Origin of the sequence: Allobosea sp. MMO-172, from assembly GCF_037147855.1 — a bacterium.
Lineage (GTDB): Bacteria > Pseudomonadota > Alphaproteobacteria > Rhizobiales > Beijerinckiaceae > Allobosea.
Window position 1 is genome coordinate 580,071 of the sequence record NZ_JBBCUM010000001.1, and the last position, 17,392, is coordinate 597,462.

Annotated in this window: 20 protein-coding genes; 5 read left to right on the forward strand and 15 right to left on the reverse strand. The window is 65.7% G+C overall.

Features of this window, described 5'->3' with window-relative positions; all coding sequences use genetic code 11:
* Positions 1-28 precede the first annotated feature (28 nt).
* The gene (locus WFK61_RS02715) at positions 29-1,165 is read left to right on the forward strand and encodes a helix-turn-helix transcriptional regulator (RefSeq protein WP_336809985.1); all 1,137 of its coding nucleotides are present in this window, start codon (positions 29-31) and stop codon (positions 1,163-1,165) included.
* Positions 1,166-1,322: 157 nt separating this feature from the next.
* On the opposite strand, the gene WFK61_RS02720 is transcribed toward WFK61_RS02715, so the two are convergent.
* The 4 genes from WFK61_RS02720 to WFK61_RS02735 all read right to left on the reverse strand — a co-directional run bounded on the left by WFK61_RS02720 (position 1,323) and on the right by WFK61_RS02735 (position 3,315).
* Positions 1,323-1,631 (reverse strand): DUF1330 domain-containing protein, encoded by a 309-nt coding sequence (locus tag WFK61_RS02720; protein ID WP_257733845.1) that lies wholly within the window; start codon positions 1,629-1,631, stop codon positions 1,323-1,325.
* A gap of 3 nt (positions 1,632-1,634) precedes the next feature.
* On the reverse strand, positions 1,635-1,922 hold the full coding sequence (locus WFK61_RS02725; protein ID WP_336809986.1) for a DUF1330 domain-containing protein: 288 nt from the start codon (positions 1,920-1,922) through the stop codon (positions 1,635-1,637).
* A 102-nt stretch (positions 1,923-2,024) separates the two neighbouring features.
* Positions 2,025-2,732, reverse strand: a complete 708-nt coding sequence (pyrF, locus tag WFK61_RS02730) for an orotidine-5'-phosphate decarboxylase (protein WP_336809987.1) — start codon at positions 2,730-2,732, stop codon at positions 2,025-2,027.
* Positions 2,733-2,847: 115 nt separating this feature from the next.
* Positions 2,848-3,315, reverse strand: coding sequence for a hypothetical protein (locus WFK61_RS02735; RefSeq protein ID WP_336809988.1), 468 nt, complete (start codon positions 3,313-3,315; stop codon positions 2,848-2,850).
* Positions 3,316-3,569: 254 nt separating this feature from the next.
* Here WFK61_RS02735 and WFK61_RS02740 point away from each other — a divergent pair, with 254 nt between their 5' ends.
* Entirely contained in the window at positions 3,570-4,334 is a 765-nt protein-coding gene (locus WFK61_RS02740; RefSeq protein ID WP_336809989.1) for a sulfite exporter TauE/SafE family protein, read from the forward strand.
* Between the two features lie 585 nt (positions 4,335-4,919).
* On the opposite strand, the gene WFK61_RS02745 is transcribed toward WFK61_RS02740, so the two are convergent.
* The 3 genes from WFK61_RS02745 to epmA are packed head-to-tail and all read right to left on the reverse strand — an operon-like array spanning position 4,920 to position 7,728.
* Positions 4,920-5,582, reverse strand: coding sequence for a DsbA family oxidoreductase (locus WFK61_RS02745; RefSeq protein WP_336809990.1), 663 nt, complete (start codon positions 5,580-5,582; stop codon positions 4,920-4,922).
* Between the two features lie 17 nt (positions 5,583-5,599).
* Positions 5,600-6,667 (reverse strand): lysine-2,3-aminomutase-like protein, encoded by a 1,068-nt coding sequence (locus tag WFK61_RS02750; RefSeq protein ID WP_336809991.1) that lies wholly within the window; start codon positions 6,665-6,667, stop codon positions 5,600-5,602.
* Positions 6,664-7,728 carry an EF-P lysine aminoacylase EpmA gene (gene epmA, locus WFK61_RS02755; RefSeq protein WP_336809992.1) on the reverse strand — a complete coding sequence of 355 codons (1,065 nt, stop codon included), beginning with the start codon at positions 7,726-7,728 and terminating at the stop codon, positions 6,664-6,666. Before epmA ends, WFK61_RS02750 begins: the two co-directional genes overlap by 4 nt.
* A gap of 179 nt (positions 7,729-7,907) precedes the next feature.
* Here epmA and efp point away from each other — a divergent pair, with 179 nt between their 5' ends.
* From efp to WFK61_RS02770, 3 genes are all read left to right on the forward strand, one after another.
* The gene (gene efp / locus WFK61_RS02760; protein WP_336809993.1) at positions 7,908-8,477 is read left to right on the forward strand and encodes an elongation factor P; all 570 of its coding nucleotides are present in this window, start codon (positions 7,908-7,910) and stop codon (positions 8,475-8,477) included.
* A 90-nt stretch (positions 8,478-8,567) separates the two neighbouring features.
* The gene (locus WFK61_RS02765) at positions 8,568-9,086 is read left to right on the forward strand and encodes a DUF1993 domain-containing protein (RefSeq protein WP_336809994.1); all 519 of its coding nucleotides are present in this window, start codon (positions 8,568-8,570) and stop codon (positions 9,084-9,086) included.
* A 15-nt stretch (positions 9,087-9,101) separates the two neighbouring features.
* Positions 9,102-9,581 carry a GNAT family N-acetyltransferase gene (locus tag WFK61_RS02770; protein ID WP_336809995.1) on the forward strand — a complete coding sequence of 160 codons (480 nt, stop codon included), beginning with the start codon at positions 9,102-9,104 and terminating at the stop codon, positions 9,579-9,581.
* Between the two features lie 508 nt (positions 9,582-10,089).
* Here the strand turns inward: WFK61_RS02770 and WFK61_RS02775 are convergent.
* The 8 genes from WFK61_RS02775 to WFK61_RS02810 all read right to left on the reverse strand — a co-directional run bounded on the left by WFK61_RS02775 (position 10,090) and on the right by WFK61_RS02810 (position 17,391).
* Entirely contained in the window at positions 10,090-10,743 is a 654-nt protein-coding gene (locus WFK61_RS02775) for an MBL fold metallo-hydrolase (RefSeq protein ID WP_336809996.1), read from the reverse strand.
* Between the two features lie 31 nt (positions 10,744-10,774).
* Positions 10,775-11,098: a hypothetical protein gene (locus tag WFK61_RS02780; protein ID WP_336809997.1), complete on the reverse strand. Its 324-nt coding sequence runs from the start codon at positions 11,096-11,098 to the stop codon at positions 10,775-10,777.
* Positions 11,095-12,711 carry a fumarate hydratase gene (locus WFK61_RS02785; RefSeq protein ID WP_336809998.1) on the reverse strand — a complete coding sequence of 539 codons (1,617 nt, stop codon included), beginning with the start codon at positions 12,709-12,711 and terminating at the stop codon, positions 11,095-11,097. Before WFK61_RS02785 ends, WFK61_RS02780 begins: the two co-directional genes overlap by 4 nt.
* Positions 12,712-12,830: 119 nt before the next feature.
* Positions 12,831-13,292, reverse strand: a complete 462-nt coding sequence (gene ptsN, locus WFK61_RS02790) for a PTS IIA-like nitrogen regulatory protein PtsN (RefSeq protein ID WP_336809999.1) — start codon at positions 13,290-13,292, stop codon at positions 12,831-12,833.
* Between the two features lie 85 nt (positions 13,293-13,377).
* Positions 13,378-13,962, reverse strand: coding sequence for a ribosome hibernation-promoting factor, HPF/YfiA family (hpf, locus tag WFK61_RS02795; RefSeq protein ID WP_336810000.1), 585 nt, complete (start codon positions 13,960-13,962; stop codon positions 13,378-13,380).
* 130 nt (positions 13,963-14,092) lie between these two features.
* Complete coding sequence (rpoN, locus tag WFK61_RS02800) at positions 14,093-15,622, reverse strand: RNA polymerase factor sigma-54 (protein WP_336810001.1); 1,530 nt, start codon at positions 15,620-15,622, stop codon at positions 14,093-14,095.
* 160 nt (positions 15,623-15,782) lie between these two features.
* Positions 15,783-16,745: an LPS export ABC transporter ATP-binding protein gene (gene lptB / locus WFK61_RS02805; protein ID WP_442896246.1), complete on the reverse strand. Its 963-nt coding sequence runs from the start codon at positions 16,743-16,745 to the stop codon at positions 15,783-15,785.
* Positions 16,675-17,391, reverse strand: coding sequence for an LptA/OstA family protein (locus tag WFK61_RS02810; RefSeq protein WP_336810002.1), 717 nt, complete (start codon positions 17,389-17,391; stop codon positions 16,675-16,677). Before WFK61_RS02810 ends, lptB begins: the two co-directional genes overlap by 71 nt.
* Position 17,392 lies beyond the last annotated feature (1 nt).

The following is a 17,392-nucleotide window of genomic DNA, read 5'->3' on the forward strand; positions in this document are numbered from 1 at the left end:
CGCCTTCCGTGGCCAGCCGGGATTTCTCATGCCGCGCCTCGATGTCGATACCGTCATGTCCGCGATCGACCAGTTGCTGGCCGGCGCGATGAACGAAGAGCAGATGCAGGCCGCGGCCGAAGCGATGCGGCAATTGTTCAACGGCTCGAAAGCCTGCTTCGCCGGCTTCGGGCCGAGCCCGGAGGACTGGGCGTCCCATGCGACCAACCCCGACGCCGCGCTGCAGGAGCGCTGCTTCGGCGATCTCGCATCCGACTTCATCGAGATGGGCAGCGCGCTGCGCGACATCCCTCTCGGCGTGATCTACCGCGACAACGAGGTGTTCGGCGAGGATGCCCTGCGCAACACGCGCGTCTGGCAGGAATGGATGCGCCCGCAGGACATGTATGGCGGCATGGCCTGCCGCCTCGCCAAGAACGGGGAGGCCTTCTGGTTCTTCGACGTCCAGCGCGGCCGGCAGCAGGAGGCCTTCGACGCCGAGGAGGTCGCCCTGCTCGAAAAGCTCTATCCGGTGCTCAGGCGCGTCGTCGAACTGCGCCGCCATATCGGCCGGGTGACCATCCAGCGGGACGAGGCGCGCAGCGCGCTCGACCGCGTCGCCATGGGCATCGCGATCCTCGACCAGGATATGCGCATCGCCTACGCCAACGAGGGTGCGGACGAGATCCTGTCCGATCCCGACAGCGCGGTCGGCTTGCGGCAGGGGCGGCTCTTCGCACGCCAGCCGGCCGATCAGCGCCAGCTCAAGCTGCTGATCGAAGGCGCCCTGCGCAGCGCGCAGGATCCCCTCGCTCCCGCGCAGGCCAGCATGATCCTGCATGGCGAGGACGGCTCTCATTCGCTTTCCGCCTGCGCCATGCCGGCGCCCCCCTCCCCGCAGGCTCATGCGGCCGGCAAGGTGCTGATCGCGCTGCGGCGGCTGGAAACGGCGACCAATCTCGTGGCATGCGCGCGCCAGCTTTTCGATCTCACCGACGCGGAAGCGAAGTTCGCCTCCGCACTCGCAAGCGGATCATCCCTGACGGAAGCGGCCGAAGCCCAGGGCGTTCGGATCTCGACCGCACGCACGCATCTGGCGCGCATCTTCCAGAAGACGAACACACGCCAGCAAAGTCAGCTCGTTTCACTGCTGCGCAGCGCTGCGCTCCCCCTGCGCCCGCGCTGAGACATCGACATCGCGGCTGGGTCGGGACGCCTCCGCGAGCCTCGCCCCCGGCTCGCGCGCCCGATATCCCCTCCGTCAGGCTACGGAGGGGAGACTAAGGGAACCCGCACAGGCGTTTCGTCATCCAAATGACGGAGAAGGCAGCGTCCGGACAGGCCTATTCGCCCGGCTGCGGGCCGTCATAGCCGCCGATGATGACCAGATCGGACTGGCCGGCGGCGCTGAGATGCTTCACCGCCTCCTGATATTCCGGCGAGGCATAGCAGGCGCGGGCCGTCTCCTCGTCCTTGAACTCGATGACGACGTTGTGCTTGCGGCCCTCACCGCGGGCGAGCTTGTACTCGCCGCCGCGGACCAGGAACTTCGCACCGTATTTGGCGAAGGCGACCGCGTTGAGCGAACGGTACTTGGCATAAGCCTCGGCGTTCTCGACGTCGACGCGCGCGATCCAGTAGCCCTTGGCCACGGCTCAGGCCCCTTCGACGGCGACGAGATCGATCTCGCCGGCACCTTCGCGCAGCTTCCGCGCCTCGGCATATTCCGGCGAGAACAGATAGGCACGCGCCGATTCGAAATCCTTGAACTCGATCACGACGTTGCGGGCGCGGCCTTCGCCCTCGCCCACCGTCATCTGGCCGCCGCGCACGATCGGCGCGCCGCCATAGATCTTCATGACCTCGGAGGCCTTGGCGGCATAGCCCGCCCATTTGGTCGCGTCGGAGACCTTGGCGCGGCCGATGACATATCCCTTGGGCATGGTGCTATCCGTTGCTTGAATCGAGTCCGGGGCTATTCTTCTGTTCGGTCATCGGATTGATCCGAAAAGTGGAAGCCACTTTTCGGTCCGATGCCCCGGAGCTTACGAAGCCGCGACGATCTCGTCCATGACCGCGCCCGCCGCCGCGCGCGGGTCTGCCGCGCGGATGATGGGACGCCCGACGACGAGATGATCGGCGCCGATGCGGATCGCCTCGGCCGGGGTGAGCGTGCGCTTCTGGTCACCCGCAGCGCTCCCGGAGGGGCGGATGCCGGGCGTGACGATGGCCATATCCTTGCCGATGACCTCGCGCACGATTTCCGCCTCGGCGGCCGAGCAGACGATGCCGTCGATGCCGGCGGTTCGGGCCTGCTCGGCGCGCAGGCGCACGAGATCGCGCACAGCGAGCCCATAGCCGGCATCGCGCAGGTCGCCGTCGTCATAGGAGGTCAGCGCGGTGACCGCGAGCAGCTTGAGAGCAGCATCGCCGCGCCCCTCGACCGCGCCGCGCATGGTCTGCGGATAGGCATGGACCGTGAGGAAGGTGACGCCGAGCTTGGTCAGCGAGTCCACGCCCTCGGTGACGGTGTTGCCGATGTCGTGCAGCTTGAGATCGAGGAAGACCTTCTTGCCTTCGGCGACGAGTTGGCGCGCGAGATCGAGCCCGCCGGCAAAGGCGAGGCGATAGCCGATCTTGTAGAAGGTGACGCCGTCGCCCAGCGTCGAGACGAGGCGATAGGCATCCCACACGGTCGGCACGTCGAGGGCGACGATCAGGCGGTCGCGGACATCGTTGATCTTCTGGTTCATCAACCGGCTCCCTGAGTTTCGAGGGAAGGCGCACGATTCGAAGCGGGATGCAAGGGCGTGCGCGCGCCCGGCCCGTGACGAGGCCGGCGGCTGGAAGACCGGATCGTTCAGGCGGTCACTCGACCGGCGTGCACTCCATCCGCACGCGCCCGCCGGGCTGGCTGGCGGTCTGGCAGGCGACCTTGGCCGGCAGCAGTGGCGGCGATGCAGCATCGGCCGCCGGAGCGGGCGCGGCAACCGGAGTCACGGCAGCCGCGGGAACGGCGATCGGGGCAGCGATCGGAGGCACGGGCCGTGCCCGCGACGAGGCCAGCTGCGGCTCCGGGCGGGGCATGGGCCTGGCCTGCGGCTGCACAGCCGGCCGCTCCTTGACGGGTTCGGCCACCGGAGCCGGATCTTGTGCAGCGACCACCACCGGTCGAGGCTGATCGGGAGACGAGCGCCAGGGCGTCCATGAACCGAGCCGGGTGAAGGCTTCCATGGTCGGCCGCGTGATCGTCTCGGCGGTAGGCATCGACTGCATGCAGCCGGAAAGCGCAAAGCCGAAAAAGCATACGGCTGCGCGGTTCGGAATCGACAGCATCTTCGCCGCTCCTGCTGTGGATTGATCGCGAGCGGGTGGATCGTGCCCGCCCAGTCACCGCCAAGTCAACCTTCGGCCGTGTCCATAGCGGGCAGAACGACCACCGGCGTGGCCCATGGGCAACGGCAGCATGACGCCGCGATGACGATGCGGTCCGCCGGCCCTCGACGCGCATCGGCCTTGCCGGAAAATGAATTCCGGCCGGGGCGGCGATGCTCTAGGCCTCGCGCTCCGCTTCCTCGGAGACGCCATCGATGTCCCTGGCTGCCCTGATCGGGTTCCTGCTGCTGACCGGCATGGCGGCCTATGTCCAGACGCTGACCGGCTTCGCCTTCGGGCTGATCACCATGGGTGGCGTAGGGCTGACCGGGCTGCTGTCGCTGCCGGATGCGGCGATGCTCGTCAGCATCCTCACCCTGGTAAACGCGACGCAGATGCTGCTCAAGGGCTGGCGCGATGTCGACTGGCGCAAGTTCGGGCTGGTCCTGGTCGCAAGCTGGCCCTTCGTCTTCACCGGCTTCCACCTGCTGGAATGGCTCGCCGCGAGCCGGGCCGATCTGCTCAGGCTGGCGCTCGGCCTCGTGATCATCGTCTCCAGCCTGCAGCTGGCACGGAAACCCGATCCGCTGAAGCAGCCTTCAGGCGGGCCGAGCTACCTGTTCTTCGGCAGCATAGCCGGACTGATGGGCGGGATGTTCTCGACCGCCGGCCCGCCGCTCGTCTACCACTTCTACCGGCAGCCGATGCCGCTCGTCGTCATCCGGGAAACGCTGGTCACGATCTTCGCGCTGAACGCCCTGTTCCGCACAGGGCTGGTCATCGCCACCGACCAAATCCCCGCACCCGCGACACTCTCGGGGCTCTTCGCCATTCCGGCGGTGATGCTGGGCACGCATCTGGCGCGGCGCTATCCGCCGTCGCTGTCGCAGGCCGTCATGCGGCAGATCGTGTTCCTGCTGCTGTTCCTGTCAGGCGTCTCGCTCGGCGCGCCGGCCGTCGTTCATCTGCTCGGGCTCTGAGACCAGCCAATATCACGTGGAATCACGCGTTATTACATGCGCGTCAAAGCACCCAAGAAAACCATCTGAACGATAAAATCACGCGAGGCATTACAAATAAACACCTCGGACAATGCGCCTATATCTTACGTCGAAATATATAACGAATATTATTTATGACTATTATCTAATAGTATAAATATAAAAACCAAATACACTCTATGTTTTTATATCATAATTCAATTATCTTTAGTATTATCTTGTTTTTCTTTTATTTCAGACCGCTCTACATCAATAATATATCCAATAAAGCAACAAATAATCAAAGATGAAATTGCCGTATACATATTTACAAAATTAGTTAGCTCTAAAATTATGGCAATTATCAAAAGCAAAACACTCGATATTACCAATGATGGCCAAGTTAAAAATGAATTACAAACAGACACGATATACCTTACCATCGGATACCCCGTGAATTATTTTAGGACGACACGCGATAATCAATTGCGCTCGGCCTTAGAATATAAACTCAGAGGAATAATCGATTCTCTACCGAATCCGCCCTTGAATCACCTCACCATCTGGCATCCCGCAATGACAGTGTCAGAACTGCGGTTCCTGCGGGGCCCGCGCGGCGAAGACCTGCTGGAAGACCTGCGCCCAGACATCCGGCGGCTGCGCGCCTGAAACCGCGAGCTTGCTGTCGATGATGAAGAAGGGCACGCCGGTGACGCCGACCTTGCGGGCGTGATCCTCCAGCCCGATCACCGTCTCGCGCAATTCGTCATTGGCGAGCTCGTCGCGGGCAGCCTGCTCGTCGAAACCCTGCTCGACCGCAATCTGGACCAAAATCTCGATATCGCCGATGTCGCGCCCGTCCTGCCAATAGGCCTTGAACAGGGCGGCGGTCATGTCGCCGCCACGCTGGACGGTCGAGGCGGCCGCGACCAGCATGTGGGCCATGCGGGTGTTGACGCTGCGCGTCACCTTCGCCCAGTTGAAGGTGACGCCGCTCTCCAGCGCCGCTTCCGACAGGCGGATTTCGATCTCCTTGCGCTTGCCGGGGCCGAACTTGCTTTCGAGATATTCGTTGCGGTCCATGCCCTCGGCGGGCATTTCCGGGTTCAATTCATAAGGCAGCCAGGTGATGGCGAAGCGCTCTGTCAGGCCATAGCGCTCCAGCGCCGTCTCCAGCCGCGCGCGGCCGATGAAGCACCAGGGGCAGGCGATGTCGGAAACGATCGCGAGCGGCAGCTTGTCCTGCATGTCGGTATCCTCAGGTATCAGGCGGGCGGGTAGGCGTGCTGCCCGCCGTGACGGTCTTCGGCGACCGCCTCCACGCCCGGCGTCTCGCAGCCGGAGAGGAAGGCGGGGCCGACCGGAATCTTGCCGGCACCGCCGGGGATGTCGAGGATATAGGTCGGCTGGCACAGCCCGGAAAGGTTGCCGCGCAGGCTTTTGACCAGTGCCTGCCCCTCTTCCAGCGTCAGGCGGAAATGCGAGGTGCCGGGCGCGAGATCGGGATGGTGCAGGTAATAGGGCTTGATGCGGTTCTCGACGAAGGCGCGCATCAGGGCGCCCAGCGTCTCGACATCGGCATTGACGCCCTTGAGCAGCACGGACTGGCTGAGCAGGACATGGCCGGCATCGGCGAGCGTCGCGATCGCCGTGCGGGCATCTTCGGTGAACTCGCGCGGATGATTGGCGTGGATGGCGATATAGCTCGCCTTGCCGGGGATGCGCAGAGCCCTCGCATAATCCGGCGTGATCCGGCCGGGATCGACGACGGGTACCCGCGTATGCCAGCGCGCGACCTTGATATGCGGGATCGCCGCGAGTCGCTTCGCTACCTCGCGAACGCGCCGCGCGGAGAGAATGAAGGGATCACCGCCCGTCATGATCACCTCCCAGATCTCCGGCCGGGAGGCGAGATAGGCGAGCGCGGCGTCGAGCTTCTGGCCCGTCAGCGCGTCGCCGCCGGGGCCGACCATCTCGCGCCGGAAGCAGAAGCGGCAATAGACCGGACAGGCATGGACGAGCTTGAGCAGGGCGCGGTCGGGATAGCGATGCACTACGCCCTCGACCGGGGAATGGGCATCGTCGCCGATCGGGTCGGCCAGTTCCTGCGGCAGCGTCGTGAGCTCGGCCGCATCGGGGATGAACTGGCGCGCGATCGGATCGGCCGCGTCACTCGGATCGATCAAGCCCGCGACGGCAGGCGTGACCGAGACGGCATAGCGTTCCGCCACCTTCTGCAGCGCCTCGCGGCGCGCGGGCGCGGCCAAGCCGGCTTCGACGAGCGCGTCGATGCTGCGCAGCGGCTGGCCACCGGGGGGCTGGTGAACGGTCATGCCCTTCCCCTGCCCGGTTCCGCGACCGGCGTCCAGAGCACATCCTCGATCCGGCGTGCGCCCACGCAGAGCATGACGAGCCGGTCGAAGCCGAGCGCGATGCCGGAAGCAGCCGGCATCAGCGCCAACGCCGCCAGGAAATCCTCGTCGACAGGATAGCGCTCGCCATAGATGCGCGCCTTCTCGTCCATATCCGCCTCGAAACGGCGGCGCTGCTCGGCCGGATCGGTGAGCTCGCCGAAGGCATTGGCGAGTTCGACGCCGCAGGCATAGAGCTCGAAGCGCTCGGCCACGCGCGGATCACCGGGCTTTGGCCGGGCGAGCGCGGCCTCGCTAATCGGGTATTCGCAGAGGATCGTGGCACGGCCGCGGCCGAGATGCGGTTCGATGCGCTCGGAGAGGATGCGGCTGAAGATGTCCGACCAGCTGTCGTCATCGACGACACGGATTCCGGCCTCGCTCGCGTCGGCAGCCAGTCCGCCGCGATCGAGTTCCCGGTCGGCGGTCACCGTGCGCAGCAGGTCGATCCCGGCATGGCGCCTGAAGGCTTCCTGCAAGGTCAGCCGTTCGGGCTCGGCGAAGGGATCGGCCTCGATGCCGCGCCAGCGCAGCGTCGTAGCGCCTGCTGCGCGCGTGGCTTCGGCCAGCAGCACCGCACAATCCTGCATCAGGGCCTCGTAACCCTCGCCGGCACGGTACCATTCCAGCATCGTGAATTCGGGATGGTGCAGGGCCGTGCGCTCGCGATTGCGGAAGACGCGGGCGAAATCGAAGATGCGGGCCTCGCCGGCAGCGAGCAGCTTCTTGGCCGCGAATTCCGGCGAGGTGTGCAGATAATAGGGATGGCTTTCGGCCGCGTTGTCGATCAGCGTCGTGCCGAAGCCGTGCAGATGCGTCTCGTTGCCGGGCGAGAGCTGGAGGATCGCCGCCTCCACCTCGGTAAAGTCGCGGGCCTCGAACCAGCGCCGCAGCGCCGTCTTGATCCGCCCGCGCGCCAGCAGGGCCGGGCGGCGGTCGGCATGGACATCGGGCCGCCAGAACGGCGTCGGGGACGAACTCATCGAATCTCGCGTCGAATGCGTCGGAAAGCTTTCGTTTCGCGCGCGAATGCGGTAGTTGCGCGGCGACAGAATTCGCATAGAGCATCGCGCGAAAAAGTGGGAACCGGTTTTTCGCGAAAGTGATGCTCTGAGTTTTAAGTTTGGCGCGGGGACGGCCCGCGCACCAGAAGGACATTCACGTGGTCAAGGTCATCGCCTCTTCCGTCCGCAAGGGCAACGTCCTCGAGCTCGACGGACATCTCTGCACCGTCATCTCGGCCGAGAGCTTCTTTCCGGGCAAGGGCACCCCGACGACGCAGATCGACATGCGCCGCATCTCCGACGGCACGAAGATGACGCAGCGCTACAAGACGACCGAGCAGGTCGAGCGCGCCTATGTCGAGGACCGCGACTTCACCTATCTCTATCAGGACGGCGAGCAGTACGTCTTCATGAACCCGGAGACCTACGACCAGATCCCGGTCGACAAGGACGTGATCGGCGATGCCGCTCCCTATCTCCAGGAGAACATGAAGGTCTCGCTCTCGGTGTTCGAGGACAAGGCCGTCGCGATCGAGCTGCCGCAGCGCGTCACGCTCGAGGTCGTCGAGACCGAGCCGGTGACCAAGGGCCAGACGGCCTCCTCCTCCTACAAGCCGGCGATCCTCTCGAACGGCGTGCGCAGCGCCGTGCCGCCGCATGTCGGCGTCGGCACCCGCGTCGTCGTGATGACCGCCGACGGCTCCTATGTCGAGCGCGCGAAGGATTGATCTGCTGGCGCAGAGCGCCGCGAAAAATTCTCCTCTATAGCTTTACGCAGCGGGCCCTTTCCGGGCCCGTTGTCGTTTCCGAGGACATTCATGACGCTCTCAGTCAAGGCCGCCGCCCTTTCCGGCTTCGTGCAGACGCTCAAGGCGCTCGACGCCATTCTCGACAAGGCCGTGGACCAGGCCGAGACTCGCAAGATTCAGCCGGAAGTCCTGCTCTCCGCCCGGCTCGCGCCGGACATGCTGGCCTTCACCCGCCAGATCCAGCTCTGCTGCGACTTTGCCAAGAATGCGGTTGCGCGCCTCTCCGGCGGCGAGAATCCGCGCTTCCCCGACGAAGAGAAGAGCTTCCCGGAACTGAAGGAGCGCATCGCCAGGACGCTCGCCTTCATCGCCGCCGCCGACGGCGCCGCGCTCGATGCCGGGCTTGCTCGCGAGGTCACCTTCCCGCGCGGCCCCTCTGCGACCGTGACGATGACAGGCGAGGCCTATCTCACCCGCTTCGCCATCCCGAACTTCTATTTCCACGCCACGACGGCCTACGACATCCTGCGCCAGAACGGCTTCCAGATCGGCAAGCAGGACTTCCTGCTCGGCGTCTTCGACGCCTGAGGCCAGCCTTCGGGCATGAGCGCGGCGCCAGCCATCACGATCGAACGCGCCTCTCCCCGGGATGCCGGGGAGATCGCGACGCTCTATCTGGCATCGCGCGCGGAGGCCCTGCCCTATCTGCGCCGGGTCCATAGCGACGATGAGGTGCGGGGCTGGATCACGCATGTCAGGCTCGTCAGCGGCGAGACCTGGGTTGCGCGGGAGGCCGGGCGCATCCTCGGCTTCCTCTGCCTCGACGGCGAGGACCTCGACCAGCTCTATCTGATGCCCGGACAGTTCAGGCGCGGCATCGGCTCATTGCTGCTGGCCAAGGCGAAAGAGCGCAGCCCGGAGCGGCTCCACCTGTTCACCTTCCAGCGGAATGCCGCTGCGCGGGCCTTCTACGAGCGCCACCGCTTTCGCCTCGTCGATCTCAACGACGGCGAGCGCAACGAGGAGGGCGAGCCGGACGCGCTCTACGAGTGGCGCCGATCTTTTTCAGGCGAGCCCTTGTAATCGGGAAGCACCGCTCCCATCTCAGGATCACGGCGATGTCGAGAGCGTTCCACAGCTCTCCGTTGCCGCTGAAGACGGCCATGAGCCGAACGAGTGACGCCGGATGTACGCGCACCGTTCCGCTGCATGGCCGTTGGCATTTCTGGGGATCACCAGCAAACGGGCTCTTGAGCGAGAGCCTCGTATCCAAAATAGCGGATATATAGTCCCTTGCCGTCGATCACAGTCACGACGGAGTAGACATCGTCACTGTTCAATCTCTCGGCAATCTCAGCTGGGACCAAGTCCCGAAGCCGAGCCCTGGCGCCGACATCCTGCTGGCCAACGCTGGAGAGTTTGTAGTGTTGCGGCGCGAAACAATGCAGCCTGCCGCTTCCCCGGCTTTCGAACGCGACAACACTCAGAGGCTTGAGGCCGCTGCCGCTTCCTCTCCACAGTATTAGAAGTGCGCTCGCGAGAACGCCCAGGAGCAGGACGGCTAGGAACCAAGCCCCCCTCATCGCAAGCCTTACCCCTGCAGGAACGGATTATTCTGCCGCTCCTCGCCCAGCGTGCTCGCAGGGCCGTGGCCGGGCAGGAACTGGACGTCGTCGCCCAGCGGCAGGAGCTTGGTCTTGATCCCCGAGATCAGCGCCTCATGGTCGCCATAGGGGAAATCGGTGCGGCCGATCGAGCCGGCGAAGACGGTGTCGCCTGCCAGCAGGAAGCGCAGGTCCTTCTGGAAGAAGGTGACATGGCCCGGCGAATGGCCGGGTACATGCGCGACCGCGAAGGTCAGGTCCCCGAGCGAGACCGTATCGCCCTCGTTGAGCCAGCGCGTCGGCACGACAGCCTTCATGCCGGGAATATCGAAGCGCAATCCCTGCTCCGGCAAGGCATCGAGCAAGGGCTTGTCGCCCTCATGCGGCCCGATGATCGGGATTGAGAGCGCCTGCGCCAGTTCGGTCGCGCCGCCGGCATGGTCGAGATGGCCATGGGTCAGCCAGATCGCGACCGGCGTGACGCCAAGCTCCTTGATGGCGGCCTGCAGGCGGGGCACGTCGCCGCCGGGATCGACGATCGCGGCTTCGTTCGACTTCGGCTCCCAGACGATGGAGCAGTTCTGCTGGAACGGCGTCACCGGCACGACGGCGATCTGGAGCGGCGGCTGCTGGTCGGTCATGCGATGCCTTTCGACTTATCTGGGAAGGCTCTTACCGCCCGCCGCAGCGATTGGCGATCAGCGCGCGATAGTTCACCAGCTCCGAATCCATCTCCGCGACATTGCGCGCGCGCTCCGCGCCGTCCTGACAGGTCGCGAAGACCGAGCGGGATTTCTGGAGATAGGCGACATGCTCGCGATAGGTCCGGCATTGCGTCGCCTGGTCGGCACTCGCGACCGAGGCAAGCCGCGTCTGCTGCAGGCGGAAGCCGGCCTCGTTCTGGAAGAGGTCGCGCGAGCAGGTCGCCGGACGCTGCTGCTGGGCCAGCACGGGAGCGGCCAGCAGAAGCGCGGTCAAGGTCAGCGCGAGCCTCATCCGAGGTTCAGCTCCTTGAAGAAGTCGTTGCCCTTGTCGTCGATGACGATGAAGGCGGGGAAATCCTCGACCTCGATCTTCCAGACCGCTTCCATGCCGAGCTCGGGATATTCGAGCACCTCGACCTTGCGGATGCAGTCCTGCGCCAGCCGCGCGGCCGGGCCGCCGATCGAGCCGAGATAGAAGCCGCCATGGGCCTTGCAGGCCTCGCGCACCGCCGCCGAGCGATTGCCCTTGGCCAGCATCACCATCGAGCCGCCGAAGGACTGGAACTGATCGACGAAGGAATCCATGCGGCCGGCCGTGGTCGGACCGAAGGAGCCGGAGGCGAAGCCCTCGGGCGTCTTGGCCGGGCCGGCGTAATAGACCGGATGGTTCTTGAAATAGTCGGGCATGCCCTCGCCGCGCTCCAGCCGCTCGCGGATCTTGGCATGGGCGAGGTCGCGGGCGACGACGATCGTGCCGGTCAGCGACAGGCGGGTCTTGACCGGGTGCTTCGACAGCGTGGCGAGGATTTCGCTCATCGGCCGGTTGAGATCGATCCTAACGACCTCGCCGCCGAGCTTCGCTTCGTCGACATCCGGCAGGTACCTGGACGGATCGGTCTCCAGCGCCTCCAGGAAGATGCCATCCCGGGTGATCTTGCCCTTGGCCTGGCGGTCGGCCGAGCAGGAGACGCCGAGGCCGATCGGCAGCGAGGCACCATGGCGCGGCAGGCGGATGACGCGGACATCGTGGCAGAAATACTTGCCGCCGAACTGCGCACCGACGCCGAGCGCCTGCGTCATCTTGTGGACCTCCTCCTCCATCTCGATATCGCGGAAGGCATGGCCGGAGGGCGAACCCTTGGTCGGCAGTGCATCGAGATATTTGGTCGAGGCGAGCTTGACCGTCTTCAGGTTCTGCTCGGCCGAGGTGCCGCCGATGACGATGGCGAGGTGATAGGGCGGGCAGGCTGCGGTGCCCAGCGTCAGGATCTTCTCCTTCAGGAACGCCATCATGCGGTCCTTGGTCAGGAGCGAGGGCGTCGCCTGATAGAGGAAGGTCTTGTTGGCCGAGCCGCCGCCCTTGCAGACGAAGAGGAATTTATAGGCGTCCTCGCCCTCGGCATAGATGTCGATCTGGGCCGGCAGGTTGGTCGCGGTGTTCTTCTCCTCGAACATCGAGAGCGGCGCGAGCTGCGAATAGCGCAGGTTGCGCTTGAAATAAGCGTCCGCCACGCCCTCGCCGAGCGCCGCCTCATCCTCGCCATCGGTCCAGACCTTGCGGCCCTTCTTGCCCATGATGATCGCCGTGCCGGTATCCTGGCACATCGGCAGCACGCCGCCGGCGGCGATATTGGCGTTCTTCAGGAGGTCGTAGGCGACGAACTTGTCGTTCGAGGTCGCCTCGGGATCGTCCAGGATCTTGCCGAGCTGGGCGAGATGGCCGGGGCGCAGCAAGTGGTTGATGTCGATGAAGGCCTGTTCGGACAACTGGCGGATCGCCTCGCGCGAAACGTTCAGGACCTCGCGGTCGCCGATCTTCTCGACGCTGACGCCTTCGCTGCCGAGCTTGCGATAGGGCGTCGTGTCCTCGCCGAGCGGGAAGAGATCGACATGCGTATAGGCCATGACCAGCGGCTCCGAAACAGGGCGCGCCGCGATCAGGACATGGAAGACGCGACGCCGATCCAGTCGGGGTCATAGCCCGTCGGCCGGGATCGTCCAAGCAGTCTTTAGTGCTTTTAAGTCTAGGCCGCCTGCGCGGCCGATTCGGCGAGGATCGCGTAGATCGCCGAGGGATCGCGGACCTTGCGGACCTGTTCCAGAACCGACTGGTTACGAAGCACGCGGGCGACGCGGGCAAGCGCCTTGAGATGGTCGGCGCCGGCGCCTTCAGGGGCGATCAGCACGAAGATGATATCGACCGGCTGGCCGTCGAGCGCGTCGAAATCGATCGGCTTCTCGGTGCGGGCGAAGAGCCCGACGAGGCGATCGATGCCGGGCATGCGGCCGTGCGGGATCGCGATGCCCTCGCCGATTCCGGTAGAGCCGAGGCGCTCGCGCTGGAGCAGCGCTTCGAACAGCTCGCGATCGGGCAAGCCCGTCAGCGTGGCGGCATGCTGGGCAAGCTCCTGCAGAGCCTGCTTCTTGCCGTTGGCCCGCAGCGGCGAAATCACCGCGGCGGGGCTCAGAAGATCGGTCAGCGTCATTCGCCCGTCCATGCATGTCCCGTGCCGGCCGAAAAACCGTCGGCACGGGTCAGGTTCGACGGCCGGAGCGGATCGCCCGCCGGCCTCAGGACAGCGATGCCGGCGGGTCGATCCAGCCGATATTACCGTCGCCGCGGCGATATACGATGTTCATGCGGCCATTGCCAGCGTGCCGGAAGACGACGACCGGCGCGCCGGTCAGGTCCAGCTCGGCAACCGCGTCGCTAACCGTCCTCACATGCAGGGATTTGGTCGATTCCGCGACGATCACCGGGTTGTCGCCGGCCGAAGCGCCGTCGAAATCCTCGACATCGTCATCCGGGGCCGCGATCACATAGCTGGGGATTTCGATCCCGGCATCGCGGCCATTGGCGCTGGAACGGTCCTTCAGCCGGCGCTTGTAGCGTCGCAGCCGCTTCTCGATGCGCTCAGCCATCTTGTCGAGACTGGCATAGGGATCGTGGGCGGTGGCGGAGGCTTCCAGCGTGATCCCGGAGGAGAGGTGCAGGACACCGTCGGTCCGGAAGGCGGAGCCATCCTTGTCGACCGTGACATGGCCCTGATAGCCGCCCTCGTAATATTTGCTGACCGCCGCAGCGACCCGCTCCTCGGCCTGGCCGCGCAGGGCCTCGCCGACGTCGAGATTCTTGCCGGAGATTCGCAAGCTCATGGACTGCTTCCCCTTGGTTTAGCCATGGCCCTGTTCGGCCATCTCTAGGAGCTAAGAACCGGGAGTCGGGGTTGTCAATGAGCCGGCGCAGTCATGGCGCGCATGCACGGCGCCTTTGGAACAAATTCGCTTAACGTTCTGCCGCGGCCATCGCGACCTTCTCGCGCCGCCTCTCCATCGAAGACGGGATTCTCAGGGATTCGCGGTATTTCGCCACAGTGCGCCGGGCGATATCGATGCCGCCGTCCTTCAAACGGGTCACAATCGCATCATCCGAGAGAACCGCCGAAGGGCTCTCGTCGTCGATCATCTGCTTGATCCGGAAGCGGACGGCCTCGGCAGAATGCGCCTCGCCATAGCCGGTGGCGGCAATCGCGGCCGAAAAGAAATATTTCATTTCGAAGACCCCGCGCGAGCAGGTCAGGTATTTGTTCGAGGTCACGCGCGAGACGGTCGATTCGTGCATGCCGATGGCGTCGGCCACGGTCTTCAGGTTGAGCGGCCGCAGATGCTCGACGCCATGGGCGAAGAAGCCGTCCTGCTGGCGCACGATCTCGCTGGCGACCTTCAGGATCGTCCGGGCGCGCTGCTCCAGCGAGCGGGTCAGCCAGTTCGCCGTCTGCAGGCATTCGGCGATGAAGGCCTTGTCCGCATCGTTGCGGGCCGCCCTGGAAACGCGCGCGTGATAGGTCTGGTTGACGAGCAGGCGCGGCAAGGTGTCGGGGTTGAGGTCGATCAGCCAGGAGCCGTCCGGCGCGGCGCGGATGAAGACGTCCGGCACCACGGTCTCGGCGGCCGAGCCACCGAAGGCGCGGCCGGGCTTGGGGTCGAGACGACGGATTTCCCCAACCATGTCGGCGATATCCTCGTCATCGACGCCGCAGAGGCGCTTCAAAGCAGCGAAATCGCGCTTGGCGACGAGGTGCAGGTTCGCCACCAGCGCCTGCATCGCCGGATCGAAGCGGTTGCGGTCGCGCAGCTGGATGGCGAGGCACTCGGCGACGTCGCGGGCCGCGACACCGGAGGGATCGAAGCTCTGGATGACGCGCAGGACCGTCTCGACCCTGTCCGTGGCGACCCCGAGGCGCTCGGCGATCTCCGCGAGGGGCTCGCCGAGATAGCCGCTGTCATCGACGGCATCGATGATGTGGCGGCCGATGATGCGCTCGGCCGGCGTCACGACGGCCAGGTCGAGCTGCGCGACGAGATGATCGTGCAGCGAGGCGTCCGCCGTCAGGCTGCTCTCGAAGCCCTCGGGATCGCCGTCGAAGGAGCCGCCTGTCGCGCCATAGGCCCCGCCGACGATCGGCAGGCTGTCGGCACCGCTCGCCTCGCTGCGGGCGGCTGTCGGCTGCTCGTTCTGGAAGACATTGTCGAGGCCGGTGCCGAGCCTGCCCTCCATGCCCTCCTGCGTGTGCAGGCTCTCGGCCCTGGCGAAGCTCTCGGCATCGGCGGCGTGCGGACTGTCGGCGTCGTCGGCGCGCGCCGGCTGCTCCGGCCCCTCGTCGCGCTCCAGCAGCGGGTTTCGCTCCAGCTCGCCCTCGACGAAATTCTGGAGTTCGAGATGCGAGAGCTGCAGGAGCTTGATCGCCTGCAGCAGCTGCGGCGTCATCACCAGGGACTGTCCCTGGCGCAGCTCCATGCGCGGCATCATCGCCATACGCGAAAGGCCCTTCCCGCTCGCGCGCCATCGGCACGCTTCTTGCTTGCGGAAGGGACACTAGCGCCGGCTCACCGCCGCGTCAAAGGCTCAGCCATGGCTGCGGCCGGAAAATTGATGCACCGCAACAAAACCGCCACGACAACAGAGCGACAGCGCCTCAGAGGCGGAAATCCTCGCCGAGATAGACGCGCCGGACATCCGGATTGGCGATGATCTCGGCCGGAGAGCCTTCGGTCAGCACACGCCCGGAATGGATGATATAGGCGCGATCGACGAGGCCGAGCGTCTCGCGGACATTGTGGTCGGTGATCAGCACGCCGATGCCACGATCGGTGAGCTGCCGCACCAGCGCCTGGATGTCACCGACCGCGATCGGGTCGATGCCGGCGAAGGGCTCGTCGAGCAGGATGAAGGAGGGCTTGCCGGCAAGCGCACGCGCGATCTCGCAGCGGCGGCGCTCGCCGCCCGAGAGCGCGATCGAGGGCGACTTGCGCAGGCGGGCGATGGTGAACTCTTCGAGCAGCTGGTCGAGCTGGCGCTCGCGCGCCTTCCGGTCGGGCTCGACCACTTCCAGCACCGAACGGATATTGTCCTCGACCGAGAGGCCGCGGAAGATCGAGGCCTCCTGCGGGAGATAGCCGATGCCGAGGCGGGCGCGCTGATACATCGGCAGCGCGGTGATGTCGTTGCCTTCGAGCGAGATGACGCCGGCATCGGCCGCGACGAGGCCGGTGATCATGTAGAAGATCGTGGTCTTGCCGGCGCCGTTGGGCCCGAGCAGGCCGACAGCCTCGCCCTGGCGCAGGTGAAGGCTGGCATCCGAGACGACCGCGCGGCCGCCATAGCTCTTGCGCAGGCCCGAAACGGCAAGGACCCCTGCCCCGCCGATGGCAGTGACGCCGGCAGGCGCCGGCCTGGCGCCGGCCTGATCGCTTTTGCCGAACAACCCGCGCAGGCGGCCGAAGGCGCCGGGCGATTGCGGGCGTGGAGCCTGCCGCGCCGGCGCGGCCGAGGGACGAGGCGCTTCGGAAACGGTCACTGCAGCACGATCAGTTGGTGGGCTTCGGGGCCGGCTTGGCACCGGGCTTGTTGGCGTCAGCCTTGTTGGCATCGGCCGCATTCGGCACGAACAGCCCCTGCACGCGCCCGCCCTCGACATTGGCGACGCCGGTCACGGTGTCATAGGTCAGCTTCTGGCCACGGGTGACGTTGGGGCCGTCGTTCAGCGCGACGTTGCCGGTCATGATGACGAGATTTCGGGCCCGGTCGAACTCGGCATTGTCCGAGGTCGCGGCCTGCGTCTTGGAGACGACGGTCACCGGCCCCTTGCACAGGATGCGCTTGATCGAGCTGTCATTGTTCTGCCCGCCAGCGGCCGGCGTCGCGGAAGCCGGGGCGGGCGTCGCGGGTGCCGCGGCCGGCGTCGCCGGACGGCCGGCGGTTCCGCCCGGGCCGCCGCGGCCTTCGTAAAGCACGGTCATCACCGTGCAGCGAACCGTCGTCTCGCCCTGAACGGCGACGACATTGCCCGAGAAGACCGCCTTGTTCTCCTTGTCGACCACGTCGAGCTTGTCGGCATCGATCTTGATCGGCTCCTTGCTGTCGCCGCCGAGCCCGCCCAGCGCCGACGATCCGCCGCGCGCCTTGGCCGGCGCGGCCTGCGCGAAAGCCTCCTGCGGCGCGCCGATGAGCGCGAAGCCCGCCGCAAGCAGCAGCGCGGCGTCACGGGCATGCGCGAAACGGAGCATCTGGCCAACCTTGGTCATG

Coding starts and splice junctions, on each gene's coding strand:
- WFK61_RS02740 (WP_336809989.1), top strand. CDS start 3,570: ATGTCCCTGGCTGCCCTGATCGGGTTCCTGCTGCTGACCGGCATGGCG.
- epmA (WP_336809992.1), bottom strand. CDS start 7,728: ATGAGTTCGTCCCCGACGCCGTTCTGGCGGCCCGATGTCCATGCCGAC.
- lptB (WP_442896246.1), bottom strand. CDS start 16,745: ATGCGGCCGATGCCAACAAGGCTGACGCCAACAAGCCCGGTGCCAAGC.
- WFK61_RS02785 (WP_336809998.1), bottom strand. CDS start 12,711: ATGGCCTATACGCATGTCGATCTCTTCCCGCTCGGCGAGGACACGACG.
- WFK61_RS02770 (WP_336809995.1), top strand. CDS start 9,102: ATGAGCGCGGCGCCAGCCATCACGATCGAACGCGCCTCTCCCCGGGAT.
- WFK61_RS02765 (WP_336809994.1), top strand. CDS start 8,568: ATGACGCTCTCAGTCAAGGCCGCCGCCCTTTCCGGCTTCGTGCAGACG.
- WFK61_RS02810 (WP_336810002.1), bottom strand. CDS start 17,391: ATGACCAAGGTTGGCCAGATGCTCCGTTTCGCGCATGCCCGTGACGCC.
- pyrF (WP_336809987.1), bottom strand. CDS start 2,732: ATGAACCAGAAGATCAACGATGTCCGCGACCGCCTGATCGTCGCCCTC.
- WFK61_RS02780 (WP_336809997.1), bottom strand. CDS start 11,098: ATGAGGCTCGCGCTGACCTTGACCGCGCTTCTGCTGGCCGCTCCCGTG.
- WFK61_RS02735 (WP_336809988.1), bottom strand. CDS start 3,315: ATGCTGTCGATTCCGAACCGCGCAGCCGTATGCTTTTTCGGCTTTGCG.
- rpoN (WP_336810001.1), bottom strand. CDS start 15,622: ATGGCGATGATGCCGCGCATGGAGCTGCGCCAGGGACAGTCCCTGGTG.
- WFK61_RS02745 (WP_336809990.1), bottom strand. CDS start 5,582: ATGCAGGACAAGCTGCCGCTCGCGATCGTTTCCGACATCGCCTGCCCC.
- hpf (WP_336810000.1), bottom strand. CDS start 13,962: ATGAGCTTGCGAATCTCCGGCAAGAATCTCGACGTCGGCGAGGCCCTG.
- WFK61_RS02725 (WP_336809986.1), bottom strand. CDS start 1,922: ATGCCCAAGGGATATGTCATCGGCCGCGCCAAGGTCTCCGACGCGACC.
- WFK61_RS02750 (WP_336809991.1), bottom strand. CDS start 6,667: ATGACCGTTCACCAGCCCCCCGGTGGCCAGCCGCTGCGCAGCATCGAC.
- WFK61_RS02775 (WP_336809996.1), bottom strand. CDS start 10,743: ATGACCGACCAGCAGCCGCCGCTCCAGATCGCCGTCGTGCCGGTGACG.
- WFK61_RS02715 (WP_336809985.1), top strand. CDS start 29: ATGCCGCGCCTCGATGTCGATACCGTCATGTCCGCGATCGACCAGTTG.
- ptsN (WP_336809999.1), bottom strand. CDS start 13,292: ATGACGCTGACCGATCTTCTGAGCCCCGCCGCGGTGATTTCGCCGCTG.